At 67.0% G+C, this 24,912-nt stretch carries 15 protein-coding genes; 9 read left to right on the top strand and 6 right to left on the bottom strand.

From position 1 onward, the window contains the following. The first annotated feature begins 97 nt into the window (after positions 1-97). Both MLP_RS27520 and MLP_RS16975 read left to right on the top strand, forming a co-directional pair. The gene (locus MLP_RS27520) at positions 98-235 is read left to right on the top strand and encodes a Wadjet anti-phage system protein JetD domain-containing protein (protein ID WP_013864386.1); all 138 of its coding nucleotides are present in this window, start codon (positions 98-100) and stop codon (positions 233-235) included. Between the two features lie 195 nt (positions 236-430). Beyond that, positions 431-3,160: an aminotransferase class I/II-fold pyridoxal phosphate-dependent enzyme gene (locus tag MLP_RS16975; protein WP_013864385.1), complete on the top strand. Its 2,730-nt coding sequence runs from the start codon at positions 431-433 to the stop codon at positions 3,158-3,160. A 262-nt stretch (positions 3,161-3,422) separates the two neighbouring features. Here MLP_RS16975 and MLP_RS16970 read toward each other — a convergent pair whose 3' ends face one another. Then, the gene (locus MLP_RS16970; protein ID WP_013864384.1) at positions 3,423-4,943 is read right to left on the bottom strand and encodes a PucR family transcriptional regulator; all 1,521 of its coding nucleotides are present in this window, start codon (positions 4,941-4,943) and stop codon (positions 3,423-3,425) included. Positions 4,944-5,071: 128 nt separating this feature from the next. Between MLP_RS16970 and gabT the strand changes: the two genes are divergently transcribed. The 3 genes from gabT (at position 5,072) to MLP_RS16955 (ending at position 11,248) form a co-directional block, all read left to right on the top strand. Beyond that, complete coding sequence (gabT, locus tag MLP_RS16965) at positions 5,072-6,421, top strand: 4-aminobutyrate--2-oxoglutarate transaminase (protein ID WP_013864383.1); 1,350 nt, start codon at positions 5,072-5,074, stop codon at positions 6,419-6,421. A gap of 12 nt (positions 6,422-6,433) precedes the next feature. Next, complete coding sequence (locus MLP_RS16960) at positions 6,434-7,903, top strand: NAD-dependent succinate-semialdehyde dehydrogenase (protein WP_013864382.1); 1,470 nt, start codon at positions 6,434-6,436, stop codon at positions 7,901-7,903. A 123-nt stretch (positions 7,904-8,026) separates the two neighbouring features. Further along, positions 8,027-11,248: a tetratricopeptide repeat protein gene (locus MLP_RS16955; RefSeq protein ID WP_013864381.1), complete on the top strand. Its 3,222-nt coding sequence runs from the start codon at positions 8,027-8,029 to the stop codon at positions 11,246-11,248. Between the two features lie 24 nt (positions 11,249-11,272). Here MLP_RS16955 and MLP_RS16950 read toward each other — a convergent pair whose 3' ends face one another. The 3 genes from MLP_RS16950 to MLP_RS16940 form a co-directional block, all read right to left on the bottom strand. Further along, positions 11,273-12,811, bottom strand: coding sequence for a biotin carboxylase (locus tag MLP_RS16950; RefSeq protein ID WP_013864380.1), 1,539 nt, complete (start codon positions 12,809-12,811; stop codon positions 11,273-11,275). A 62-nt stretch (positions 12,812-12,873) separates the two neighbouring features. Then, a complete protein-coding gene (locus tag MLP_RS16945) occupies positions 12,874-14,829 on the bottom strand; it encodes a primary-amine oxidase (RefSeq protein ID WP_013864379.1) in 1,956 nt (651 codons plus the stop codon). A gap of 31 nt (positions 14,830-14,860) precedes the next feature. Beyond that, a complete protein-coding gene (locus MLP_RS16940) occupies positions 14,861-16,066 on the bottom strand; it encodes a serine hydrolase domain-containing protein (protein WP_041790193.1) in 1,206 nt (401 codons plus the stop codon). Between the two features lie 87 nt (positions 16,067-16,153). On the opposite strand from MLP_RS16940, the gene MLP_RS16935 reads away from it, so the two are divergent. Genes MLP_RS16935 through MLP_RS16925 form a run of 3 tightly spaced genes read left to right on the top strand, consistent with a single transcriptional unit; the run spans position 16,154 to position 18,923 of the window. Further along, complete coding sequence (locus MLP_RS16935) at positions 16,154-17,452, top strand: ion channel protein (RefSeq protein WP_013864377.1); 1,299 nt, start codon at positions 16,154-16,156, stop codon at positions 17,450-17,452. Positions 17,453-17,502: 50 nt separating this feature from the next. Then, positions 17,503-18,291: a CoA transferase subunit A gene (locus MLP_RS16930; protein WP_013864376.1), complete on the top strand. Its 789-nt coding sequence runs from the start codon at positions 17,503-17,505 to the stop codon at positions 18,289-18,291. After that, the gene (locus MLP_RS16925; RefSeq protein WP_013864375.1) at positions 18,288-18,923 is read left to right on the top strand and encodes a 3-oxoacid CoA-transferase subunit B; all 636 of its coding nucleotides are present in this window, start codon (positions 18,288-18,290) and stop codon (positions 18,921-18,923) included. The genes MLP_RS16930 and MLP_RS16925 overlap by 4 nt, the downstream gene beginning before the upstream one ends. Positions 18,924-18,983: 60 nt before the next feature. Here the strand turns inward: MLP_RS16925 and MLP_RS16920 are convergent, their stop codons facing one another. Continuing rightward, entirely contained in the window at positions 18,984-20,291 is a 1,308-nt protein-coding gene (locus MLP_RS16920; RefSeq protein WP_172641588.1) for a phospholipase D-like domain-containing protein, read from the bottom strand. 332 nt (positions 20,292-20,623) lie between these two features. Here MLP_RS16920 and MLP_RS16915 point away from each other — a divergent pair, with 332 nt between their 5' ends. Next, positions 20,624-23,986, top strand: a complete 3,363-nt coding sequence (locus MLP_RS16915; protein WP_013864373.1) for a DEAD/DEAH box helicase — start codon at positions 20,624-20,626, stop codon at positions 23,984-23,986. Here the strand turns inward: MLP_RS16915 and MLP_RS16910 are convergent. Beyond that, complete coding sequence (locus MLP_RS16910) at positions 23,915-24,886, bottom strand: aldo/keto reductase (protein WP_013864372.1); 972 nt, start codon at positions 24,884-24,886, stop codon at positions 23,915-23,917. The genes MLP_RS16915 and MLP_RS16910 overlap by 72 nt on opposite strands. Between the last annotated feature and the right edge of the window lie 26 nt (positions 24,887-24,912).

Here is a 24,912-nt window from a genome sequence, read left to right as displayed (position 1 = left end):
GCCCGACCCCGGAGAGAGGCGGTCTCCCGGACATTGATCTGCTGTCCGGCCCACGAGTGGATCAGCGTCGAGGCGTTGTTCTCGCTGATGCGCCATCGTGGTCGAGAACGAGATCACCTATCTGAGCGTGCCGGTCCCCGACGATGGCGCGGTCATCTGGGGCAAGGGCTTCGATATCGACAAGGTCGGCCGGCTGCCCTGGCTGGCCGGGGCTGAACTCGCCCTGACCCGCTGATCGGTGAGCCCCAGCACAGTCTGAACCCGCCTGCGACCGGTCCGGCGATCCTGAGCACAGACAGTCTCGTCATAGGTCGACTGAGTAGGATCTGGCCGTCGTGGCGGACCGGCCGTCGACCCCACCGATTCCACCCCGCCGCGATCCCACTCCACCGATTCACCCGTCTCGACCCACCGACCGATTCGGAGTTTCATGCCCGCCTACAGTCAGCGCCCGCCTCGCCTCAAGGTCTCCGCCCTGGCGGCGATGGCGAATCCCTCCTCGCAGCGCATCGACGTCTGGCATCTGCTCGATGATGCGACCAAGCAGCTCGCCGCCGTCCACCATGCCGGTCTGGACACCACGCTGGAAGAGGACCGGGTACGTCGTCAGCTGGACCGGCTGGCGGCGTACGAGGGTTTCTGGCTCTACCCCGGACTGGAGCGGCTGAACCGGCTCCGGGAGCACCTCGATGTCATGGACACCGCCGAGTTGGCCGAGCAGGCCGCACTCGCGGCCCGGCTGCTGGAGGAGTATGGCGACCGGGCGGCGCTGTTCGACGACGATGAGCCGTTGGAGGAGCAGGAGCTGATCGCCCGGGCCTCGCAGCAGCAGTTCTACACTGTGATGCTGGCCGACGACTCGCCTGCGACCTCTCCCGAAGGTCTGGAGGGCCAGCTGCGGGCGCTGCGTCAGCCGGGCGACGAGATCCAGTACGGGATCCTGCGCTGCACCAGCGTCGAGGACGTTTTGACGGCGGTCGCCCTGAACGGGGAGGTCCAGGCGGCGATCATCCGCCAGGATCTGCCGATGCGATCGCGGGAGCGCTCGCCGCTGATGACCCGGCTGCTCGGGGTCGACGAGATCCCGGTGGTCAAGGACCGTACCTACGACTGGGTGGAGTGCGGCCAATGGATCCGTGAGCTGCGGCCCCGGATCGACCTCTATCTGCTGACCGACGAGTCGATCGTGGCCGGTGCCGAGGAGGCGCCCGGCGTGTACGACCGGACATTCTATCGGCTCAACGACGTCACCGATCTGCACTCCACCGTGATCGCCGGCATCCGTTCCCGCTATCGCACTCCCTACTTCGACGCGGTGCGCGCGTTCGCGGAGTCACCGGTCGGCCAGTTCCATGCGCTGCCGGTGGCCCGGGGCGCGAGCATCTTCAACTCCCGCTCGCTGCGCGACATGGGCGAGTTCTACGGCCGCAACATCTTCATGGCCGAGACCTCCTCGACGTCCGGCGGGCTGGACTCGCTGCTGGATCCGCACGGCGCGTTGAAGGAGGCGATGGACAAGGCGGCGGACACCTGGAACAGCGACCGGACCTACTTCGTCACCAACGGCACCTCGACCGCGAACAAGATCGTGGTCCAGTCGCTGACCGAGCCGGGTGACATCGTGTTGATCGACCGCAACTGTCACAAGTCGCACCACTACGGCCTGATGCTGGCGGGGGCGAACCCGGTCTATCTGGACGCCTATCCGCTGGAGCAGTATTCGATCTACGGCGGGGTGCCGCTGAAGGTGATCAAGCAGACACTGCTGGACCTGGAGGCCGCCGGCCGGTTGCACAAGGTCCGGATGGTGCTGCTGACCAACTGCACCTTCGACGGAATCGTCTACAACCCGCAGCGGGTGATGGAGGAGCTGCTGGCGATCAAGCCCGATCTCTGCTTCTTGTGGGACGAGGCGTGGTACGCGTTCGCAGTGGCGGTGCCCTGGGTCAGGCAGCGGACGGCGATGGTCACCGCCGAGCGGCTGGCGAGCAAACTGGCCAGCCCGCGCTACGTCGCCGAGTACGCGCAGTGGAAGGCCGAGATGGCCGGTATTCCGCGGGAGGAATGGGCCGACCATCGGCTGCTGCCCGATCCCGCCAAGACTCGGGTCCGGGTGTATTCGACCCACTCCACCCACAAGTCGCTGTCGGCGCTGCGCCAGGCGTCGATGATCCACGTCCGGGACCAGGAGTTCAACCGGCAGTCGGCGGAGGCATTCGGCGAGGCGTTCTTGACCCATACCTCGACCTCGCCGAACCAGCAGCTGCTGGCTTCGCTCGACCTGGCCCGTCGACAGGTCGACATCGAAGGCTTCGAGATGGTGCGGCAGGCGTACAAGATGGCGCTCGCTTTCCGGCAGCGGGTCCGCTCCGATCGCCAGATCCGGCGTTGGTTCACCATCTTGGACGAGGTCGATCTGGTGCCGGCGGAGTTCCGCCATCGCCCGGAGGCCGGGCCATCGGAGACCCAGGTCAACCGGTGGAACGAAGCCTGGCAGGAAGCGGAGTTCGTCCTCGACCCGACCCGGGTGACGCTCTACATCGGCGGCACAGGCCTGAACGGCTACGAGTTCCGCGAAGACATCTTGATGGAGCGCTACGGCATCCAGATCAACAAGACCTCCATCAACAGCGTGCTGTTGATCTTCACCATCGGTATCACCTGGTCGGCCGTCCACTATCTGCTCGAGGCGCTCCGCAGCACCGCGATCGAGCTCGAGCGCCAGCACAAGCTGGCCAGCCGGGCGGAGTTGCAACTGCAGCTCAACAAGATCAGCTCGATGACCACCAACCTGCCGCACCTGCCCGACTTCAGCGACTTCGACCCCGCTTTCCGTGCCACACCGACCTCAGCCGACGGCGACATCCGCACCGCCTTCTACGCCGGCTATCACGAGAGCGAGAAGGAGTACGTCCCCCTCGGCAAAGCCCACGAGCTGCTGCGACAGGGCCGCCGGCTGGTCTCGACCACCTTCGTGGTCCCGTACCCGCCCGGCTTCCCGGTCCTGGTGCCCGGCCAGTCCATCTCGGAAGACATCGTGGAGTTCTTGATCCGGCTGGACGTCAAGGAGATCCACGGCTTCCGGGCTGAACTCGGTCTGTCGGTCTTCACCCAGGCGGCGCTGGACAAGGTGGCGGCCACTCGTTCTGCCTCGAGATGAGCAGAGCCGTGGGAACTGCTGGACCGGTCAAATTTCCCTCGCGTTCTCAGAGTCTCGCCTGGCGCAGGCGTGGCATCTGGAACGTGAGAGTGATTCTGCTCGCGGAGGTATCCAGCGGTCACCGTCTATTGACCGGACCATGGTGTGCGTTTGGCGCCCGCAGGCCACGGATGGGCGTGAGCCGAGGGTGAACCGCGTACGTCTTGCGCCGGCGGGCCACAGACGATCGCAAGGGCCCCGCTACCCGCCGCCCGGTGACCCGTCAGGCAGGTGCGGCGGTCAGCAGGGCCCAGAGCTCTGCCTTGGCCTCGAAGGTGTCCAGGTCGAGCCGGACCAGGCTGCCGGCTCGCTTCACCTGGGCCTTCAGGGTGTGCCGATGCATGCCCAGTTCGCGGGCTGCCGGGTCCCAGGCGGCATTGTGTCGTAGCCAGGTCTCCAGGACGCGCCGCAGATCTGCTCCGTCGGGCGCGGCCAGCAGGGGAGCGAGCCGCTCCTGCGCCAGGGTCTCGATCTCATCTCGAGAGAGCAGGCCGAGGATGGCGCTGGTCTCCAGTTCGATCACCTGCGCGGTCGGTGGGGCCGCGTCGAGGGCCTCGCGGGTCTCGTGCAGCGCGGCGATCAGGTCCGGCCAGCCGACCGGGCGGGACATCACGACCGGTGTCTGCCGGGCGGTGATCACCGCCGCCGCCAGATCGGCCATGGCATCACCGATCACGACGGCGAACCGCCCGTGCCAGCGGGTGGCCAGCACCGAGCGTTGCGCCCGAGCCATGCGTACCGACAGCGCGTGCTCCAGCTCGCCGGCGTCGGTATCGGTCCGCAATGGAGTGAGCAGCAGCCGCACCGGCCCCTCCGGAAGCTGCCGTCCGGCGGCGACCAACACGTCGGCAGCGGCGTCGACATGCCCGGCCAGGGCCAGCTGGAACAGCTGAGCGTTGAGGGCCAGGGTGGACTCCTCGCGCCGGGCTGCATCTTCCACCGCGAACTCGGCCAGCGCCACCGCATTGGTGATCACCGCCGTCGCGGCCGTGTCAGGCCGCTCGGCCAGGGAGACGGCCAACACGCCACGCAGCTCGTGTCGGCGGCCCAGGGTCTGCATCGTGACGGTCCGGCGTACGGACTCGGGGTGGTCCGACGGACCAGGCAGGTCCAGCGCGGAACCCGACCGCAATCGGCGCTGCAGCAAGCGGCGAGCCTCGCCCTGCACGGCCGAGAGCTCAGCACCGGCCAGCCGGTGCGGTCCATGCTCGGACAGCACCTCGCCATGAGCGTCCAGCAACAAGACACCGGCCCTGAGCCGCCGGCTGAGCTCCTCCAGCACGGCGGCGATCCGGTTCGCCGACAATGCTGCGAGGGCCAGCGCCCGCTGTGTCTCCAGTGCCCACAGATCGCGAGCATGGTCCTGCTCGGCCAGGGCGTCGGCGACCCGGCGGGCCAAGGCGATGAACGGCGTCCGATAGGGGACCTCCACCAGTGGCAGTCCGCGCTCCGCACACGCGGTGATCAACGGTTCCGGCGTGGTGCGCACCACCTCGGTGCCGAAACCGAGGGCGGTCACGCCGACGGTGACCAAACGATCGACGTACGCGGCGTACCCGGCCGGCGACGTCTCGCCGCCGAACTGGGTGCCGGTGGTGAGCAGCAGATTGTCGATCTCCAGGAACGGGGTCGGGTCCATCAGATCTGAGCTGTGTGCCCAGCCGATCTCGGCGCCAGCCTGGCCCGTGAGCAGTTGCAGGCCGAGGGCAGAATCGGAGAGCAGGTCGCTGAGTCGGATCGCCACGAGACCACCGTAGTCGCCAAACTGCCAAAGTGGCGCTCGATCCACCATAGTGGCACGGTTTGGCGGCATACGGTGGTGGGCATACCCCGAGATCACACCAGAGAGATCCCCACCAAGGAGCCACGCTTATGACCGTCTTGTCCCACGCCCTCACCGGTGGTCCGGCCCTGCCGCAGGAGCGCCGCCTGGTCACCTCGCTCCCGGGCCCCAAGACCCAGGAGCTGCAGGCCCGGAAGTCGGCCGCGGTCGCCCCAGGCATCGCCGTCATGATGCCCGCGTACGTCGCGGCGGCCGGTGGCGGAGTCGTGGTCGACGTCGACGGGAACTCACTGATCGACCTGGGTACCGGCATCGCCGTGACGACCATCGGCAACGCGGATCCGGCGGTGGCCGCTGCGGTTGCTGACCAGGCCGCCAAGTTCACCCACACCTGTTTCATGATCAGCGGCTACGAGTCGTACGTGGAGGTGGCCGAGCGGCTCAACCGGCTGACGCCCGGCGATCACGCCAAGCGCAGCGCGCTGTTCACCTCAGGAGCCGAGGCGGTGGAGAACGCGGTCAAGATCGCCCGGATCGCCACCAAGAAGCAGGCCGTGGTCGTGTTCGACCACGCGTATCACGGGCGCACCAACCTGACCATGGCGATGACCGCGAAGTCGATGCCCTACAAGAGCGGCTTCGGCCCGTTCGCCGGCGAGATCTATCGCGCGCCGATGTCCTACCCCTACCGCGACGGGCTGAGCGGTCCGGAGGCGGCCAAGATCGCCCTGACCCAGATCGAAAAGCAGATCGGCGCGGACAACCTGGCCGCGATCGTCATCGAGCCGATCCAGGGCGAGGGCGGCTTCGTCGTCCCGGCACCAGGATTCCTGCCGGAACTCGTCGCCTGGTCCAAGGCCAATGGTGTGGTGTTCATCGCCGACGAGGTGCAGACCGGTTTTGCCCGGACCGGCGCCATGTTCGCTTGCGAGCACGAGGGCATCGTCCCGGACCTGATCACCACTGCCAAGGGGATCGCCGGTGGCCTGCCGCTCTCGGCGGTGACCGGTCGCGCCGAGATCATGGATGCGGCTCATCCCGGTGGACTCGGCGGCACGTACGCCGGCAATCCGATCGCCTGCGTGGCGGCCCTGGCGACCATGGATGCCTACGAGCAGGGCGGTCTGATCGAGCGGGCCCAGCAGATCGAGGCGATCGCCCTGGAGCGCCTCACCGCGGCCCAGTCGCGTGATCCGCGGATCGGCGACGTACGCGGTCGCGGCGCCATGCTCGCCATCGAGCTGGTCGACCCGACCACGGGCGAGCCGGACGCACCCCTGGCGGCCGCGACCGCGAAGGCTGCTCACCAGCAGGGCGTTATTGTCTTAACATGCGGCACCTACGGCAACATCATCCGACTGCTGCCGCCGCTGTCCATCCCCGACCACCTGCTGGCCGAGGGCCTGGACATCATGCTCGCCGCCCTCGCCACGAACTGAAAGGTCATCGACGTGACACAGACTTTGACCCCCGCCCAGCTGCTGCCTGCCGACCTGCCGACCGGTCTGCTGATCAACGGCGAATGGACCGCAGGCAGCACCGGGTGGACCATCCCGGTGCTCAACCCGGCCACCGGTGAGGAGATCGCCACGATCGCCGACGCCGCGCCGTCCGACGCCGTCGCTGCCTTGGACGCGGCCTGCGCGGCCGGGCCTGCGTGGGCGGCGACCGCGCCACGGCAACGCGGTGAGATCCTGCGGCGTGCCTTCGACGAGGTGACGCGGCGCAAGGACGATTTCGCTCGGTTGATGACGATCGAGATGGGCAAGCCGCTGGCCGAGGCGTACGGCGAGGTCACCTACGGCGCGGAGTTCCTGCGCTGGTTCAGCGAGGAGGCGGTCCGGATCAACGGCCGCTACGGGTCGAACCCGGAAGGCACCGGCCGGATGGTCGTGTCCAAGCGCCCCGTCGGCCCGGCGTACCTGATCACGCCGTGGAACTTCCCGCTGGCCATGGCCACCCGCAAGATCGGCCCGGCGCTGGCCGCCGGCTGCCCGGTGATCGTCAAGCCGGCGACCAACACGCCGCTGACCACGCTGCTGCTGGCCCAGGTGATGATCGAGTGCGGCGTACCGGCCGGGGTGGTCAACGTGATCACCTCGTCCAGCGCCTCCTCGATCACCAAGCCGCTGCTCGCCGATCCGCGGCTGCGCAAGCTGTCCTTCACCGGCTCGACCCCGGTCGGTGTCCGGTTGCTGGCCGATGCGGCGCCGAACGTGCTGAAGACCTCGATGGAGCTCGGCGGCAACGCGCCGTTCCTGGTCTTCGAGGATGCCGACATCGATGCCGCTGTCACAGGCGCGATGACGGCCAAATTCCGCAATATCGGTCAGGCCTGCACGGCGGCCAACCGGTTCATCGTGCACGCCAGCGTGTCCGACGAGTTCGTCGCCAAGGTGACGGCTCGGGTGCAGGAGATGAAGGTCGGCAACGGCTTGGACGAGGGCGTCACCATCGGCCCGCTGATCGACGGCGGCGCGGTGGACAGCACCAACGAGCTGGTCGCGGACGCCCTCAGCAACGGCGCCAGCGTCACCGTGGGCGGCAACCGGATCGAGCGTCCCGGCTTCTTCTACGCCCCGACCGTGCTGCGCGATGTGCAGCCCGGGACCCGGCTGCTGAAGGAGGAGATCTTCGGCCCGGTGCTGGGTGTCAGCACCTTCGAGACCGAGGACGAGGCCGTCGCGATGGCCAACGACACCGAGTACGGGCTGATGTCGTACGCCTACACCCGGGATCTCGCCCGGGGACACCGGCTGATCGACTCGCTGGAGACGGGCATGATGGCGCTCAACACCGGTCTGGTCTCCAATGCGGCGGCGCCGTTCGGCGGTGTCAAGGCCTCCGGTCTGGGCCGCGAGGGCTCGGTGGAGGGCATCGAGGAGTACCTGGAAACCAAGTACACCTTGATTCCGGTCTGACGACCCGGCACCTAGTGGAATTTGCTGCGACGGCCGACGAAAGAGTGTTAGATCGGAGGCACGTAATAATCGCAGCGTCACAGGGTCTCCTACCGACGCGCACGGGTTGGAAAGAGGCCGTTGGTGATCCGCGCCGTCTTCGTCTCGTTGGCCACGTTCTTGATCCTCGGCAGTACCTTCGCGATCTCGGTGCTGGCCTGGCGCGTCGATCGCCAGTATGTGACCACGAGTTCGGCGGAAGCGGCACCGGAACCACAACGCCCTGGGTCGAAGCTACAGAGTGCGGTCCGGTCGTTCCCGTTGCACACCGATCGGGCCGTGTTCTGCGGGCCTGTTGACTCGGATGCACTGGAGACGCAGCTGCTGGAGCTGGGTACCGAGCTCGGGCTCGAGGGGTGGCTGCCCGGGTTGGCGAGCACGGCCATGGATCAGTACCAGAACGACTCCGAGGAACTTCCGTACCCGTACGAGTACCCGGACCTGGACGCCACGGTCGCATCGAACCTGAAGGCGTCGGTCGTCGCCGAGGATCCGGGTCTGGTGCTCGACCTTGCCGCGCTGGCAGTGACGGGAGCGGCCAATGCCGAGACCCGTTCCGGTTTCGACTACATGAAGGCGGGTGGCGCGCTCGCCTACAGCGTGCTGAGGCGCGCGCTCGAGGTCCATCCGACCTGCGACCTCCAGCTTCAGTTGCTGCATCTGGTCACGCTCGGCTACAACGCACGAGACGCCGCGATCAGTGCCGAGGTCGAGCGTGCGCAGCAACTCTGCCCAGACGACCCGACGCCGCTGTGGCTGAGGGCGCAGGACCGTGCCGGCCGCGCGTACGAAGCCTATCTACGTTCCGACCTGCGTCCGCAGGAGCGGATGTCGGGGGCGCTCGAGGATCTGCACACATTGCAGCGTCAGTTCCCGAGATCGCCATTGGGCTACGCCGGAGAGGCGGATCTGCTGCTGGACCGTGCGGACTCCGCCGAGAAGAACGGACTGCGTCCCTTCCAGGCCCGTCAATGGCGGCGGGACGCGCTCCGGCTCTATCAACAGGCCCGCGCTATGTCCGATGATCCTGGGCTTCTCGTCGGTGAGGCGCGGGCTCTGTCGGACCTGGACCGTCACGACGAAGCGGCAGCGGCATTCGCTCAGTTGCCGGCCGATGCGTTGCCTTTGGCGAACGTCGTGACTCAACAGGTCCGCGTCCGGCAGGCCGCTGGTGACTGGCAGGGCGTGCTCACACTGCTATCGACCGAAGTGGTCTATCAGGACGGACGGGAAGTCAGCAATTCCGTTCATCGACTGCCCGGCTACGGCCGGTTGCAAACCATGGCTACCTATGTGTGGGATGCGAGCTATCAGCCCGAGGGCGGAGCCGATACCTATGACGTCGCCTTCATTCCGCAGAGTCGGAACAGCCATCTGACCGATGGACGCTGCTTGGAGCAAGCCGGTCAGAATGCATTGCTCCTACTCGGCCGCGCTGGGGAGGCCGGGACCTGGGCACCGACGTCGTTCAAGACGCCACTGCGCTCCGGCGGTGACTCGCCATGCGACTACGTGACGACGAGCCCGGTCAGTTCGCCGAACGATGCTCAGGATCTCTTTCGCTGGGCTGGTGACCTGAGCGGGGCGCGGCAGGTCGTGGACGATTGGCTTGCGGCGAAGCCGGACTCGTACCTGGCGCACCAGCGGGCCGGCGAGATCGCGTATCTCCGCGGGGAGTGGCGGGCAGCTGTCGACGAGTTCAACGAGGCCGCGGCGGCGTGGCAGCGATCCGACACCGACAAGGACTCCACTGCCTGGAGTCTGGACCTGATCTTCCCGAGTGCCGTGCTCGATCTTCAGCTCTCCGCGGCTCAGCAAGCGGGTGGCGACAGCGGCGCCGCCCAGCGCACACTGACTGACCTGATGCTGGCGCTCGACCAGGCTGCGTCCTCACACGATGAGAGCGCGGAGGCACGGGGCGATGATCAGGCGGTCCGCTTCTATGCCGAGGCTCAACTCGGAGCAGCCGCGCTGGCCGAAGGACGAGACCGTGACGCCGTCGACCACCTCTCACGCTCGGTGCAGGCAGCCAACGAACGCACTGATACCACGTTGACCGAGGTCGTCGTGGATGCGGAAGGCGATGCACCGATGGCTCTGCTCCGGGGCGCGCAGGAGAGCAATCTGGCACTGGCACTGTCGCGTATCGGACGCCACGACGAGGCGATCAAGTCGGCCGAGGCGGCACTGAGCCGGGATCCGAGCAACCCGATCTTCCTTGACACCCTCGCCTTCAGCCATGATCTGGCCGGAGACGCCGGTGCGGCGATCCCGGCGTACGAGGCCGCCCTGACGGCTGATTCGACCTCTTTCGTGTCCGCCAACAATCTCGCCGTACTGGTCGGCAAGGCGGGAGACGATGCCAGGGCGCGTTCGCTCTTGCGACAGGTTGTCGCCACCGCGCCGACCTACGGCATCGGCTGGCACAATCTGGGCGTGGCAGAAGCCCGGTCAGGGCTCCTCAGCCTGGTGTCGTCCCAACATGCGCTCGGTACGGCGGCCCGGCTGGATCGGTCGCTGCGTAGTGCTCCGGCGGATTTCGTCGTCGACGATGCCGTCTACTCTTCGGGTCTCGATATCTCGAAGCCCTTGCCGCCGGACTGGAGCTATGCGTCCACCGCGCAGCGGACCACCAGTGGGTTCCTCTTTTCCATGATCATTTTGGTGGCGCTGCGAGCAGCTTGGAGCCTTGGCCTGGACCGCGTGCTCGAGACGGTGACCCTCCGACTTCACCGGGCCGATCGCGTACCTGGTCGCCTGGCGAAGCTCGTCGGCCGACCGATCGGGTTGGCGGTGGCACTGGGTGCCTCGATCGTCGTCCTTGCCGCAGGTCCAGTTCAGTGGGCTCCGACCTGGGGTGAGTCCGCACTGCTCCTCCCCGTGGTCGGATCGCTGGTCCTGCTGCCGATCGCCGTTCGCCAGTTGATGGTCCGCGCCGCCGGGGACAGCCCGCGTCAGGTCGGATCCGCCTCGGCAGCAGTGATCGGTCTCGTCGCCGTGCCTTTCGGGCTGACGCTGGCGCCCTACCCTGGACTCGCCGACAGTGCGGTGGAGCAACCACGACGGGTGGTGTGGGCCCCGGCGATGACCGCCGGGATCATCGCCGTCGCGTTCACTGCCCTCACGGTCATCTCGGCCGTGCCGTTGGCTCGGGTCGTTGCCATGGCGGCGGTGGCATTGTTCGCTTCGATCATGCTCCCGGTGCGACCGTTCGATGGCGCTCAACTCACCAATCGGGTGGTCGGCCTGAGTATCGGCGCGGCATCCATCCTGGTCGCCGTCGCGGCGAGCGCCGGCTGGTTGTGAGCCGACGCTCGACCCGACTTCGGCCTACTTGATCGCGCTGTTGGACGCGCTCGGCGGGGCGGGCGGGTTGGCCTCCCGCAGGGGCACGCCGGAGTACTGACCGCGGATCGCGTTGATCAGGTGCTTGGCCCGGATGGTCAGTGAGAACGGGCCGTCGCCGACGGAGTGCTGCAGCCGACCCTTGGTGACGATGACACCGAGATCGGCGCCCTTCCAGCGATAGTCGCCGGCGCCGTAGATCCGCAGGAAGAACGCCTCCTGCTCGTTCTGCAACTGGTGCCAGTCCAGCGCGGCCCGCTTGAACACCAGCGAGCCGGAACGGTCGATGGTGTACTGACCGGTCGGCGCGTCGGCGGTGATCAGCTCCACCACCGGCGAGGTCTCCTTGATCACCATCTGGCTCCACAGGTCGGCCGCGGCCAGCTCGCGCCACCGCTCGTTGATCTCGTCGATGTCGAGCTCGAAGTCGACCCCGGAGTACTCCAGCAGATGGAAGCAGAACAGCGGCACATCGGCGTACGAGCCGGCAGTCACATTGGTGATCGCGGAGGCCCCGCTGATCCGTGGGTTCAACTCACCGAGGTAGCACTCGTTGTCCTCGATGTCGACCAGCACATCGACCTCGAAGAAGCCCCGGTAGCCCTCTTGGCCGAGCCGGTCGCCGAGCCGGCGAACCAGGTCACCGGCCCGCCGGCGCAGGTCGTCGTCGAGCACGCCGGGGAACATCTCGTTGCCACACCAGCCACCCCGGTAGGGGGTGAGCTCCCGATGACCGGTCAGCTCGGTCATGAACGGCCCGACGATGGTGCCCTTGCGCGTGATCACGGCCTCGACGGCGATCGGGCGGTTGTTGATCCGCTTCATCACCTTGACCTCTTGGTCGACGATCTCCTTGGCGTTCTTCTTCCAGCCGGTCTCGTCGTCGATGAAGAAGGTGGTCTTGCCGGAGTCGCCGTACGCGGTCTGCACGACCAGATCGGTGCCCAGGCCGGCCTCGGTGGCCTGCGCGACCAGATCGTCGTAGTCGGTGACGGTGGTCAAGATGTTGGGCACGCTGGGGGCGCCGACATCGTTGCCGAGCCGGGTGGTGACGAGCTTGGAGTCCAGATACTCGCGCAGCGCTGCCTTCGGCAGGATCAGGTCATAGCCGAGTTCGGAGCAGATCCGTTCGGTCTCCTCGTCGAAGAAGACCATCGCGATCTTCGGTCGCACCCCGGGGGCCCGCCGGCTGTTGATGAAGGCCAGCACCTCCGCGTTGGAGAGCAGCCAGTTGTTGATCTCCTCGCCGGACTCGAACTCGATGTAGGGCTTGCGCCGCGGCGTGAAGACCCGGGGGTGCGCGCCGTCCCAGCCGTCGTAGTAGGTGATGTAGGTGAAGTTGCGGACCCAGCGGTCCAGGCCGAGCAGGTTGAACGGGGTGGCGCCGACGAAATAGATCGGCACCTCGTTGGTGCGGAAGAAGTGCCGCACCTCGGAGATGTTGCGAAGTGGATGACTCAACGGTCCGACGTCGGTCGGGCCGTACTGGGCGTCGTTGCTGTGGGCGATCTCAGTGTCGGTCATCTGTCCTCATTCTGCGTTGGGATGGGGGTGGTGGGGGATGGCGGAGTTTGACGAGTAGACGATCAGTGGGAATGGCAAGAGGATTCAGGGGCGCAGTGGGCGCCCTTGGTGCTGGGGGCGTCCAACGCCGGATTGGCGTCGAAGAAGCCGAACGGCTTGAGCCAGAAGGAGATGGTGTCCGCCGGCATGATCGGCCAGTCCTCGACGCGGGTGATGTGGTGGATGCCGAACACGTACCACAGCACCACGTCGGTGTTCACCAGTGACTCATCGTCTTCGGTCCAGCGCCGGATCCCCTGGGCGTGCGGCTCGGCACCTGCGGTCAGATCGGACTCGGACTGGGTGGGATAGTCACCGGCCGGCCAGCGCTCCCGGTCGTCCTGTGCGGTGACCCAGAGCGTGTGCCCGATCACCGACGCACGCTCGTAGACCGGCGAGGCCTTGTCGATCATCGCCGGGAAGGCCGCGCCCGGCACGAGCTTGTACGCGGTGTTGCTGCCGTGCCGGTTCCTCTTGCCCGGGTTGACCACCTTCCAGGCCCGCTGGGTCTCCCAGTTGTAGTCGCGGCCCGACTCACTCTCCGAGGAGATCGTGGTCGCCTTGGTGGTGAGGTTCAGTCCGTAGGGGTTCGCCGCGGTGATCGGCTCGGCGAACGAGTCGACCTCGAGGACGGTGTTCTCCTCGCCGTCGATGTCCAGATCCAGCTTGGCGATCAGGAAATGCTGGTGGAACGGCGCGTACGTCCGTGCATCCACCGTGGTTCCCCAGGCCGACGAGTCGCCCTCGCTGGCCATCGGGGTGGTGACCATCAGGCCGGTGGCCCGCACCTCACATTCGATGTTGCCGTCCTGATAGAACCGCCAGTAGATCAGGTATTCGTAGTTGGCGACCGTGGCGTGCGCGGAGACGACCATCCGACGCATCCGGCGGACCTGCGCGCCGGTCTCGGCGTCGACGTGCTTCCACAGCACGGCGTTGTCCTCCTCGTGCAGACAGATCGCCTGCTTGATCACCTGCGGCTGACCGGCGGAGTCCGGCACCACGGCGTCGGCGTAGACGATCTCGCCCAGACAGTCGCAGCCCAGCTCCAGCGAGGTCGTCATATAGCCGAGACCCCATTCGCCGATGTCGAACGCGGTCCGGCGGTAGTGGTCGTAGCTGGCGTCCCGGTAGGGGACCACCATCTCGGCGAACGACATCCGATACGCGATGTCGCGGGTGGTGCCGCTGATCGGATCGTCGAAGCTCACCTGGTAGATGACCGGACCCTCGCGGTAGTTGAAGCCCAGCCGCATGGTCCAGTTCTGCCAGCGCAGTTCGTTGCCGTCCAGGGAGAACGAGACGCCCTCGGGCTGGGTGATCTCCAGGGTCTTGAGATCGGTGCGCTCGGCGATACCGTTGACGGCCGGGTCGTACTCGGCCTGCACGTCCGGGAATCCGAAATCGTGGTGGTCCTCGATGTCGAGCACCTCGTTGGTGTTCATGTCGACGATGATCTTCAGCCCGGACACCGGATGTCCGTACGGATTGCCTTCCGGGGTGGCCCGCACCCAGATGTCGCACCAGCCGAGGCGGCGGTCACGCCACTGCTCGGGCATCACCTGCTTGCCGTAGGTCCAGACGTCGAACAGCACCAGCGACAGATCGGTGATCCCGCGTGCGGCCAGCGCCGCGGCGACGCCCTCGTGCTCGTGCAGCGCGTGATCGATGTCGTGGTACTCGTCGACGGTGAAGTTCGGCGTCACGTCGGGGATGTGGGTCCAGGAAACCAGCTGATCGGCGATCAGGTCGACGACCGCCTCGTACACGTCGTTGCTGGCCTTCTCCCAGACCACCGACAGCGACTTCCGCGCGATCGGGTCCCCGACGGTCCACGCCTTGACCTCGGACTTGGGCGGCTCGGCGAGCTCGATCGAGGCGAATCGCCAGCTCTGGTCGACACCCCTCTCTCGGCGGAGCACGGCTGCGGTGGAGCGGAACTCGTCCTCGGTGAGTGGATCGAGTGGATGGGCGGTCATGGCGGTGTTCCTCCTTTGGAATCCGCGAGGCCTAGAGCCCCGCGAGGTCGGCGCTGATCGCGTCGAACGCGGCAACAGTCGAGAACAGCTTCCAGGCATGCTGCGGGGTGGGCCAGCTGGAGAGCTTCGCGGCCACCACCCGAGCCTGCCGATTGACGTAGATCATCTGGCCGTGGATGCCGAGACACAGCAGCACCGGGCGGCGGGCATCGGGGATCCAGAACTGGTTGCGATAGAAGCCACCGGGCATCCGGTTGTCGCCGGGGGAGTCGGCGAAGGCCCGCACCGAGTCGAGGTCGCCGAGGAAGCTGTCCTCGATCCACCAGGACGGGACGACCTGCTCGCCGGTCAGCGAGGTGCCGTTGCGCAGGATCATCAGACCGAACCGGCCGAGATCGCCGAGGGTGGCCGACATGCCGCCGTCGAACATGCCGCTGCCTTCGGAGTCGATGCCGATGTTGGCGTCGAACTCTGCGCCGATCCTCGACCAGACCAGTTCGGAGGCCACGTCGGCGAAGCGCCGGCCGGTGGCAGCCTCGACGACCCAGCCGAGCACGTCGGACTCGCAGCTGCGATAGTCGAACGGACCGCCATGCGGGCGATCAGAGTGCAGGCTGAGCAGGAACGTGCGTAAGGTGCTGGGCACGTCCGGGTTGAGCCGCGGCGCCCAGCCGAACGCCTGCTCGAGCACCCGAACCTCGGCCATCGGGTCCAGATACTCCTCGGAGAAACGGATTCCGGAACGCATGTCGAGCAGGTGCCGTACGGTGGCGCCGGCATAGCCGGACTCCTGCAACTCCGGCACATAGTGGGTGAGCGGGGCCTCGGTGGCGATCACGCCCTGGGCGGCCAAGGCGCCGACCACGATCCCGACGACCGACTTGGTCACCGACATCATCAGGTGCACCGTGGACGGATCCATCCCGCTGGGATAACGCTCCACCATCACCTGGGCACCCCAGCTCGGATGATCGTGAATGACCATCCAGCCGTCGGTGTCGGTGCTGGCCATCACGGTGTGCAGCGACATGACGCTACCGTCGGAGGTGGTCACCGGCAAGATGTCCGGCTCGTACGCGATCCGTGGCAGCTGCGGCGCATGACCGGGTGCACGGCGGATCGGGACGGTGGGAAAGATCTCGGCCATGTGCTGGAAGGTCCAGTTGAGCTGGCCCTCCGACTGCCAGTTGTCGAGCGTCACCGGAAACGGTGGACGACTCGTCCCAGACCCGATCATGGCGTCAACATACCTGGGCTGGTGCTCATCCGCGTGCCACGGTTCAACTGTGGTCGGCGGCGCCGAGCGCGGCTTTAGGATCACGTCGTGACGGAGACCACGCCGCCGGCGCCACCAGCGCCAAGTCCACGCCAGCTGTTGCTGCTGGCCATCCCCGCGCTGCTGGTCGGTGTGTTGTCGGCGGGCGTCCTGTGGGCCCTCGATGAGGTCGCCGAGGTCATCGAGCACGCCCTCTGGCACGCCGCGCCGGAGGCTCTCGGGATCTCGGACGGCTCCCGCTGGTGGATCTTTGCGATCCTGACGCTGACCGGGGCAGCCGTCGGTCTGGTGGTGTGGAAGCTGCCCGGTCATGGTGGTCGTGACTCGGCGACCACCGAACTGGTAGCCGATCCGTTGCCGCTCAGCGCGCTCCCGAGTCTCGCGCTGGCGGTGATCTTGACCCTGGCCGGTGGCGTCAGCCTCGGCCCGGAGAATCCGATCATCGCGATCAACGCCGCGCTGTCCATCGCCCTGGTCGTTCGGCTGGCGCCGAGGGTGCCCCCGGCGCTGGTGATGGCGATGGCCACGGCGGCGACGATCGGCGCGTTGTTCGGCACCCCGGTGGCCGCAGCGCTGATCTTCACCGGGGTCGTGGCCGGCACCCCGGGCGGCGGTGCGCTGTGGGACAAGCTGTTCCTGCCCCTGGTCGCCGCGGGTGCCGGCTCGATCACCATGGTGATGCTGGACCAGCCCTCCTTCGCCTTCTCGCTGCCCGCGTACGGCGGTCCGCGAGCGATCGACCTGGTGACCGGTGCGCTGATCGCGGCGGGGAGTTTGGCGATCACCTTGGTGGGGGTGGTGGCCCTGCCTCCGCTGCATACGTTCTTTCACCGGCTGCGCAACCCGTTGGTGTACGCCACCTTCGGTGGCATCCTGCTCGGCCTGCTCGGTGCTGTGGGGGGTGAGATCACCTTGTTCAAGGGGCTGCACCAGACCGGTGAGCTGTTGGCTCACCTCGACGACTGGTCGGTGGGTGCGCTGGTCGTGTTCGGGCTGATCAAGCTCGCGGCGCTGGTCGTGGCGGCGGCCTCCGGCTTCCGCGGTGGTCGTATCTTCCCGGCGGTGTTCATCGGGGTCGCGTTCGGACTGTTGGGTCATCAACTGCTGCCGGACGTGCCGGTCGCGCTCGCCGTGGCCTGCGGCGTTCTGGGTGCGGTGCTCGCGGTCGCACGGGACGGCTGGGTTTCCCTCTTCGTGGCGGTGGCCATCACCGGTCAGGTCACGCTGCTGCCGGTGCTGTGCATCGTCATTCTGCCGGCCTGGCTGCTGGTCTCGCGGGCTCCGGAGATGGTGGTCGAGCACCCTGTGAAGGAACGCTGGAACCGGGCCCTGCCCGCACGTGGGTAGGTTGTCCAGCAGAGCCAGCCGCGTCGTCGCGGCAGGAGGGGAGGCGGGTTGTGGACAAGGTGGTCGGTTCCGCCGAGGAGGCCGTGGCCGATGTCAGGCCTGGAGCCCGACTGGCCGTCGGTGGCTTCGGTCTGTGCGGCATCCCTTCGGTATTGATCAATGCACTCTTCGAGGCCGGAGTCGGGGATCTCGAGGTGGTCTCCAACAACGCCGGAGTCGACGACTGGGGACTCGGGCTGTTGCTCGGTGCTGGCCGGCTGCGGCGAGTGGTTGCCAGCTATGTGGGGGAGAACCGGGAGTTCGCCCGCCAGTACCTGTCGGGTGAGCTCGAGGTGGAACTCACCCCGCAGGGGACCTTGGCGGAGCGGATGCGGGCCGGCGGCTCGGGCATCCCGGCCTTCTTCACGGCCAGTGGCGTGGGGACCCAGGTCGCCGAGGGCGGGTTGCCCTGGCGGTACGACAGCAGCGGGGCGGTCGCGGTCGCCTCTCCAGCCAAACAGACGCAGTCCTTCGACACTCCCGAAGGGCCGAAGGAGTTCGTGCTGGAGCGGGCGATCATTGCCGACTTCGGGCTCGTCCGGGCTTGGCGAGGGGATCGGCACGGCAACCTGGTGTTCCGTGACTCGGCTCGCAACTTCAACCCGCTGGCGGCCATGTGCGGGCGGATCACCGTCGCCGAGGTGGAGGAACTGGTCGAGCCCGGTGAACTGGATCCCAACCAGATCCACACACCTGGTGTCTTCGTGCACCGAGTGGTCCCGCTGACCACCGAGCAGGTGGCCGCGAAACGGATCGAGCGTCGTACGGTGCGTCCCCGGCCGGAAGGAGTCGGCCGATGAGCTGGACGCGGGAGGAGATGGCGGCCCGGGCCGCCGCTGAGCTGCGCGACGGCGACTATGTCAATCTGGGCATCGGGCTGCCGACGCTGGTGCCCAACTTCGTGCCCGACGACGTCGAGCTGGTGCTGCAGAGCGAGAACGGCATCCTGGGCGTCGGTCCCTACCCGTACGAGGGCGAGGAGGATCCCGACCTCATCAACGCGGGCAAGGAGACGGTCACCCTCCGCAAGGGCGCCTCGTTCTTCGACTCCGCGATGTCCTTCGGCATGATCCGGGGCGGCAAGATCGACGCCGCCATCCTCGGTGCGATGCAGGTCTCGCGAACCGGTGACATCGCCAACTGGATGATCCCGGGCAAGATGATCAAAGGCATGGGCGGGGCCATGGACCTCGTGCACGGTGCGAAGAAGGTGGTCGTCTTGATGGAGCACGTCGCCAAGGACGGCTCCTACAAGATCGTCGACTCCTGCTCGCTGCCGTTGACGGGGCGGGGAGTCGTGCAGCGGATCATCACCGATCTCGCGGTGATCGACATTCCTGGTGATGGTGGCGAGCTGGTTGTCGTCGAACTGGCTCCCGGCGTCGGGCTCGAGGAAGTGCGTGCCAAGACCGAGCCGCCCCTGATCTCCTGAACGCAAACAGCGCCCGGTGACGAGGTCACCGGGCGCTGCCTTGAGCAGCGGGTTGGCCGACTAGCCGCCGTCCTCCATCTCGGCGCGCTGCGAGGCGTAGTCACCACCGGAGTTCAAGGAGATCCCGTCATCGCTGCGCTTGCTCTTCAGGATGATCGGCGGGGGCGTGGAACGCAGTCGCTTGGACTTCTTCTGGATGTAGCTGAAGTTCTTGCTGTAGGCGAAGTAGTTGGTGCTGCCAAGCACCCGCAACACCATGTCGTCGTTGTACAGCGACCCGTTGCTGGTCAGGTTCTGCGAGCCGGTCCACACCACGCGCTGGTTCGTACCCTCGACGTAGCCGTTGACGATCATGGCCTTGTGGTGGGTGTACTGCTCCGCATAGTCGTTGCGGTTCTTGTCCTTCCACGCGTCCTCGACAACCATCTGGCCGTGGCTCTTCGACTTCTTCAGCAACTGCCGCATGATCGTCCGGCTGGCCCGGCCACGGTTGAGCGTGACATCGACCTTGCAGCCCTTGTTGTGCAGCGACCAGAGCTGCTTGGCCACGTCCATCCGCGGGTTGGTGAAGCCCCACATGGACATCCGGACGACCGTGCGGCCCTTGCTGCCCATGTTCTTCGCGGTCTTGCACCTCACGGTCTTCAGCACATCCAGGTACTGGATGACCTCACCACCACTAGCCGTGCGCTGCGGGTAGAAGTACAAGGTGTACGGGCCCGAGGTCGTGTTCTTCCCGTTGCCGTACTTGTGGTCCTGCTTGTTCTTGATCATGTCGCTGAAGTACGTCATCAGCCGGTCGTAGATCACCTGGTTGTTGGCGATGATGTGGGAGTTGTTGAAGCTGTTGTAGATGTTCACCCGGTGCGGGTTGGCCGAACTGATGATGGAGACGTTCTTGGCGGTGCCGGACTGGGAGAACAGGTAGTACTTCACGTGGATGGTGCCGTACGGGTAGTCCGACATGCAGGCGCCGCGATTGCACTTGACCACGAAGCTGCGGCCACTCGTGCTGGTGCCGAACGCCTTGCGCAGCCGCTTGATCTGTGAGGTGTCCCACGCGCCGTTGTCGATCAGGAACCGCACGTTCACGCCGCGCTTGTGGGCGGCGATCAGCCGGTCCGCGGTGGACTTCTCGCTGAACAGGTACATCCCCATGGTGATCGTCGCGCCCTTCGGGGTGGCGACGATCGTCTTGTCGAGCCTGGTCTGGATGCGCCGTTCCGCAGTCTTGTTGCCGGCGGCGTTGTTGAAGGTGACACCCGTCTTGGGTGTGAAAGGCACCGCCTCTGCGGTCGGCACCAGATAGACGCTCAGCAACCCGATCCCGCAGATCGCGGTGACCAGCGCCATCCATAGACGTTTCACTGCGTTACCCCTCATTCGTTCCCCCTCCGGGTGCGAGTGCTCCCGGGCCCCGACTTTTTATCGACAGTTAAGCGTGCCACACCCGTCGGGCCGGAGATCGCGACGGCGCCAAGCCCTCCGATGTGCAACAGACCCATACTCCGGGTGCTTCTCGCGCAGTCAATCTGCCCCTCTGTCGCCTGATCGGGGGTTGATCGAACGGCGATGCGTTGCATAGCCCGCCTTCAGGAATCCGCCAGAACTGGTGCCCGAACCTCCCGGTTCGTTACGAAATCGTGATGTTTAACGACTGACGACTAGCACTGTCGGTAGCGAGAGCTAGCCTTCGCGGCATGTGGGCCCGACTGCTCTCCAGCGACGCGATCATTGCCATGGTCGGGCATGAGGCGTTCGCTCGCGGGATGGTCTATGCCAACAACGGCAACGTCGCCGATGTCCGGGTCGATGCGAAGCAACTCGCTGTCACCGGTCAGGTGCTGGGTGGCGGGCGGCGTCGCTATCAGGTCCGGATCCAGTTGGTCGACACCGGTGAGCACACCGGTCATCGGTCCACCTGCACCTGTCCGGTGGTTCGGGACTGCAAGCACGCCGCGGCGGTGCTGATCGTCGCGCGGGCGACACTTGCCACGGCGGCCCAGGCGGCGCGGCCGGAATGGGAACAGGCGGTCACCCGGATGGTGCGGGAGGCTCCGGCGCCCAGCCTGGCTCCGGCCGAGATCGGCCTGGAGTTGGCCGTCGACGCCGGCCGGGTCTACGGAGAGTTTCAGTCGGCACCCCGGCTGCTGATGCGCCCGGTCCGTCGCGGCAACCGGGACCGGTGGGTCTATTCGGGAGCCTCGTGGTCTGACCTGGACTATCCGTCGGACGCCTGGTCCGACGACGTACGTGAACTGTTGCTGCAGTTGCGGGCGGCAGCCGGATCGGCGGCGCGCTTCAGCAGCCCGCGGAGCGCCTGGCTGGCCCTCGACGATGCCTCCACCATGATCTGGTGGCCGCTGGCCAGCGCCGGCCGGGCAGGTCTGACGCTGGTCGGGGAGAAGGGCGGCCAACCGATGGTGCTGACCGAGCGGGTCGCAGTTCGCTTGGAGCTGACGGCGACTGCCGACGGCGGCCTGCGGGGATCGGTGGGGCTGCCGCCTGAGGTGCTGCGGCCCAGCGAGCTGTTCGAGGTGTCGGAGAGCAGCCAGGCTTTCGGGCTGCTGGGCAATCCGGCCCACGGCGCCTACTGGCTCGCGGCACCGGCGACACCCGAGGGCCCGCGCGATCTGGTGCTGGCTCGGCTGGCTCGTCCGTTGCCTACCGAACTGCATCGACTTGCACAGCAGCAGGCGACGATCCAGATCCCGCCGGAGGATCGCGACCGGTTCCTCGCCGACTATCTGCCGGCTCTTCGTCGGGCGGTGCCGGTCATCTCCGATGATCCGTCCCTGGTGCTGCCCGCGGTGCCGGTGCCCGAGCTTCTCCTGCGGGTGGGCTTCCGGCCGGAGCATCGAGTGCGGCTCGACTGGACGGTGCGTTACCGCCGGTCCGAACAAGACGGTGCGGGGGAGTCGGAACAGCGGTTCGGGATCGATGAGTCCCCGGTCGTGAGCCACGGGCTGCGCGACCCGGTTGCCGAGCACGACCTGTTGGCTGGCCTGGACCTGCCCTACGGCGAGCTCCCGCAGCTCGCAGACCCGGATGTTCCCCGACGGCCTGCTGCCCATGCGCTGTTGGGCGGGTCGCACGCTGCGCAGTTCGTCCACGATGTGTTGCCGCGGCTGATCGAACAAGGCGTGGTGGTCGAGACTGACGGGGAGGTCGTGGACTATCGTCCGGCCACGAGCGATCCCGAGATCACCGTCTCGACCGCGGCGACGGAGGCCAGCGACTGGTTCGACCTGCACGTCCTGGTGCGGATCGACGGCGAGCCGGTGCCCTTCGACCAGCTGTTCGTGGCGCTCAGCACGGGTGCGGAGTTCCTGGTCCTGGAGACCGGGGTCTATGTGTCGCTGGACAGTCCGGTGCTGGATCGGCTGCGCGAGCTGATCGAGGAAGCCCAGCTGCTGCAGGAGCGGGACGGAGACGGCTCCCAGTTGCGGATCAATCGGTTCCAGACCGCGCTCTGGGACGAGCTCACGCAGGTGGCGGTGGTGATGGGCCAGGCCGAGGCGTGGCAGCAGACGGTGCGCGCGCTGGCGGTGCCCGATGCCTCCGCGGACGTCGTAGAGCCGGCCGGTCTGCGGGCGGACCTGCGGCCGTACCAGCGGGACGGCTACGGCTGGTTGGTGAGCCTGTGGCGGCATCGGCTCGGCGGCATCCTCGCCGACGACATGGGTCTGGGCAAGACCGTCCAGACTCTGGCGATGATCGCGTACGCCCGGGAGTGCGAGCCGGATGCAGCACCGTTCCTGGTGGTCGCTCCGACCAGCGTGGTGACCACCTGGGCGGGCGAGGCGGCCTCGTTCGTGCCGGGTTTGACGGTCCGCACCGTGACCCGGTCGCGAGGCAAGAGCGGGCGGCCGCTGATCGAGGATCTTGCGGATGCGGACATCGTGGTGACCTCGTACGCCCTGCTGCGCATCGACCACCAGGCCTATGCCGCGCAGCAGTGGAGCGGTCTGATCCTGGACGAGGCGCAGTTCGTGAAGAACCACCGTTCCAAGACCTATCAGGCCGCCCGCCTGGTCCCGGCCCGGCTGAAGCTGGCGATCACCGGCACCCCGGTGGAGAACAGTCTGCTGGATCTGTGGTCGATGCTGTCGCTCACCGCTCCGGGCCTGTTTCCGAGCGCTGAGCGGTTCAGCGACTATTACCTCCGCCCGATCGAGCGGGATGGCAGCAGCCTGCGACTTGCCCAGCTGCGACGACGGATCGCGCCGCTGGTGCTGCGACGGACGAAGGATCTGGTGGCCGGTGAGCTGCCGCCGAAGCAGGAGCAGGTGCTCCAGGTGCCGCTGCAGCCCAAGCATGCGCGGATCTATCAGACCCATCTGCAGCGGGAGCGACAGAAGGTGCTCGGCCTGCTCGACGACTTGGACGACAACCGATTCACCATCCTGCGCTCTCTCACCTTGTTGCGGCAGCTAGCCCTCGACCCGGTGCTGGTCGACGAGTCGCATGTCGGAGCGACGGCCAGCAAGACCGAACTGCTGCTCGAGCTGCTGAGGGAGGTGGTCGGCGAGGGACATCGCGCCCTCGTCTTCAGTCAGTTCACCAGCTATCTGCGGCGGGTCGAGGCACGTCTTGCCGAGGCCGGCCTCCGGACGGTCTACCTCGACGGGGGCACCGCCGATCGACAGTCGGTGATCGAGGAGTTCCGAGCCGGTGAGGCGGACGTGTTCTTGATCAGCCTCCGGGCCGGCGGGTTCGGGCTCAACCTGACCGAAGCCGACTACTGCTTCGTGCTCGATCCGTGGTGGAACCCGGCGGTGGAACAGCAGGCCGTGGATCGGGCGCACCGGCTGGGCCAGACCAGACCGGTGATGGTCTACCGGCTGGTGGCCCAAGGCACGATCGAGGAGAAGGTGATGGCGCTGAAGGAGCGCAAGAGCGCGGTCTTCGACGCTGTCCTTGGCGGCGACTCGCTCTCGTCGGCGGCCTTCGGCGCCGACGAGATCCGATCCCTGCTGGGACTGGCTAACTCACCAGGCGTAGTCCTCCGGGGCGGTACGCCGACCGGGAAAGATCTCGTCCAGCCGATCCAGCGTTCCTGAGTCCAGCGACAGTTCGGTCGCCCGAACTGCGCTGTGCAGCTGGTCGGCGACCCGCGGGCCGATGATCGGTGCGGTCACGGCGGGACGGGTCAGCAACCACGCCAGAGCGAGTTCACCGGGCGGCGCACCCAGTTCGGCGGCCAGGTCCTCGTACGCCTGCACCTGGCTGCGATGCTGTTCCAGCGTCTCCGCGGCACGACCCTCGAGCCGGCGTACCCCTTGGTCCTGCTGACGGATGACGCCGCCGAGCAGACCGCCGTGCAACGGAGACCAAGGAATGACGCCCAAGCCATAGTGCTCGGCGGCCGGCAGCACCTCCAGTTCGATGGTGCGGGCCATCAGATTGTAGAGCGACTGCTCGCTGACCAGACCGAGGTAGTGCCGGGACCGAGCGGCCTCCTGGGCCTGCGCGATGTGCCAGCCGGCGAAGTTGCTGCTGCCGGTGTACAGGATCTTGCCCTGCTGGACCGCGACCTCGATGGCCTGCCAGATCTCCTCCCAGGGGGTGCCACGGTCGATGTGATGGAACTGGTAGAGGTCGATGTAGTCCGTCTGCAGCCGCCGCAGGCTGGCGTCCAACGCCCGGCGGATGTTGAGTGCGGACAGCTTCCCGTTGTTCGGCCAGGGATCCATGTCGCCGTACAGCTTGGTGGCCAGCACGGTGCGCTCGCGGCGACCTCCGCCGGAGGCGAACCAGCGGCCGATGATCTCCTCGGTGTGCCCCCGGTGGTCGGTGCCGCCGTACGCGTTCGCGGTGTCGAAGAAGTTGATTCCGAGCTGGTGCGCGGTGTCCATGATCGCGTGGGCATCGGGCTCGGAGGTCTGCGGGCCGAAGTTCATCGTGCCCAGGCAGAGACGGGAGACTGTCAGGCCGGTGCGGCCGAGATGGGTGTACTCCATACCCGCCTGCCTATCACTGGGGACAA

The sequence above is a fragment of the Microlunatus phosphovorus NM-1 genome (assembly GCF_000270245.1).
GTDB lineage: Bacteria > Actinomycetota > Actinomycetes > Propionibacteriales > Propionibacteriaceae > Microlunatus > Microlunatus phosphovorus.
This window is presented reverse-complemented; position numbering and strand designations above follow the sequence as displayed.

Coding starts and splice junctions, on each gene's coding strand:
- MLP_RS16950 (WP_013864380.1), bottom strand. CDS start 12,811: ATGACCGACACTGAGATCGCCCACAGCAACGACGCCCAGTACGGCCCG.
- MLP_RS16925 (WP_013864375.1), top strand. CDS start 18,288: ATGAGCTGGACGCGGGAGGAGATGGCGGCCCGGGCCGCCGCTGAGCTG.
- MLP_RS16915 (WP_013864373.1), top strand. CDS start 20,624: ATGTGGGCCCGACTGCTCTCCAGCGACGCGATCATTGCCATGGTCGGG.
- MLP_RS16945 (WP_013864379.1), bottom strand. CDS start 14,829: ATGACCGCCCATCCACTCGATCCACTCACCGAGGACGAGTTCCGCTCC.
- gabT (WP_013864383.1), top strand. CDS start 5,072: ATGACCGTCTTGTCCCACGCCCTCACCGGTGGTCCGGCCCTGCCGCAG.
- MLP_RS16975 (WP_013864385.1), top strand. CDS start 431: ATGCCCGCCTACAGTCAGCGCCCGCCTCGCCTCAAGGTCTCCGCCCTG.
- MLP_RS16940 (WP_041790193.1), bottom strand. CDS start 16,066: ATGATCGGGTCTGGGACGAGTCGTCCACCGTTTCCGGTGACGCTCGAC.
- MLP_RS16910 (WP_013864372.1), bottom strand. CDS start 24,886: ATGGAGTACACCCATCTCGGCCGCACCGGCCTGACAGTCTCCCGTCTC.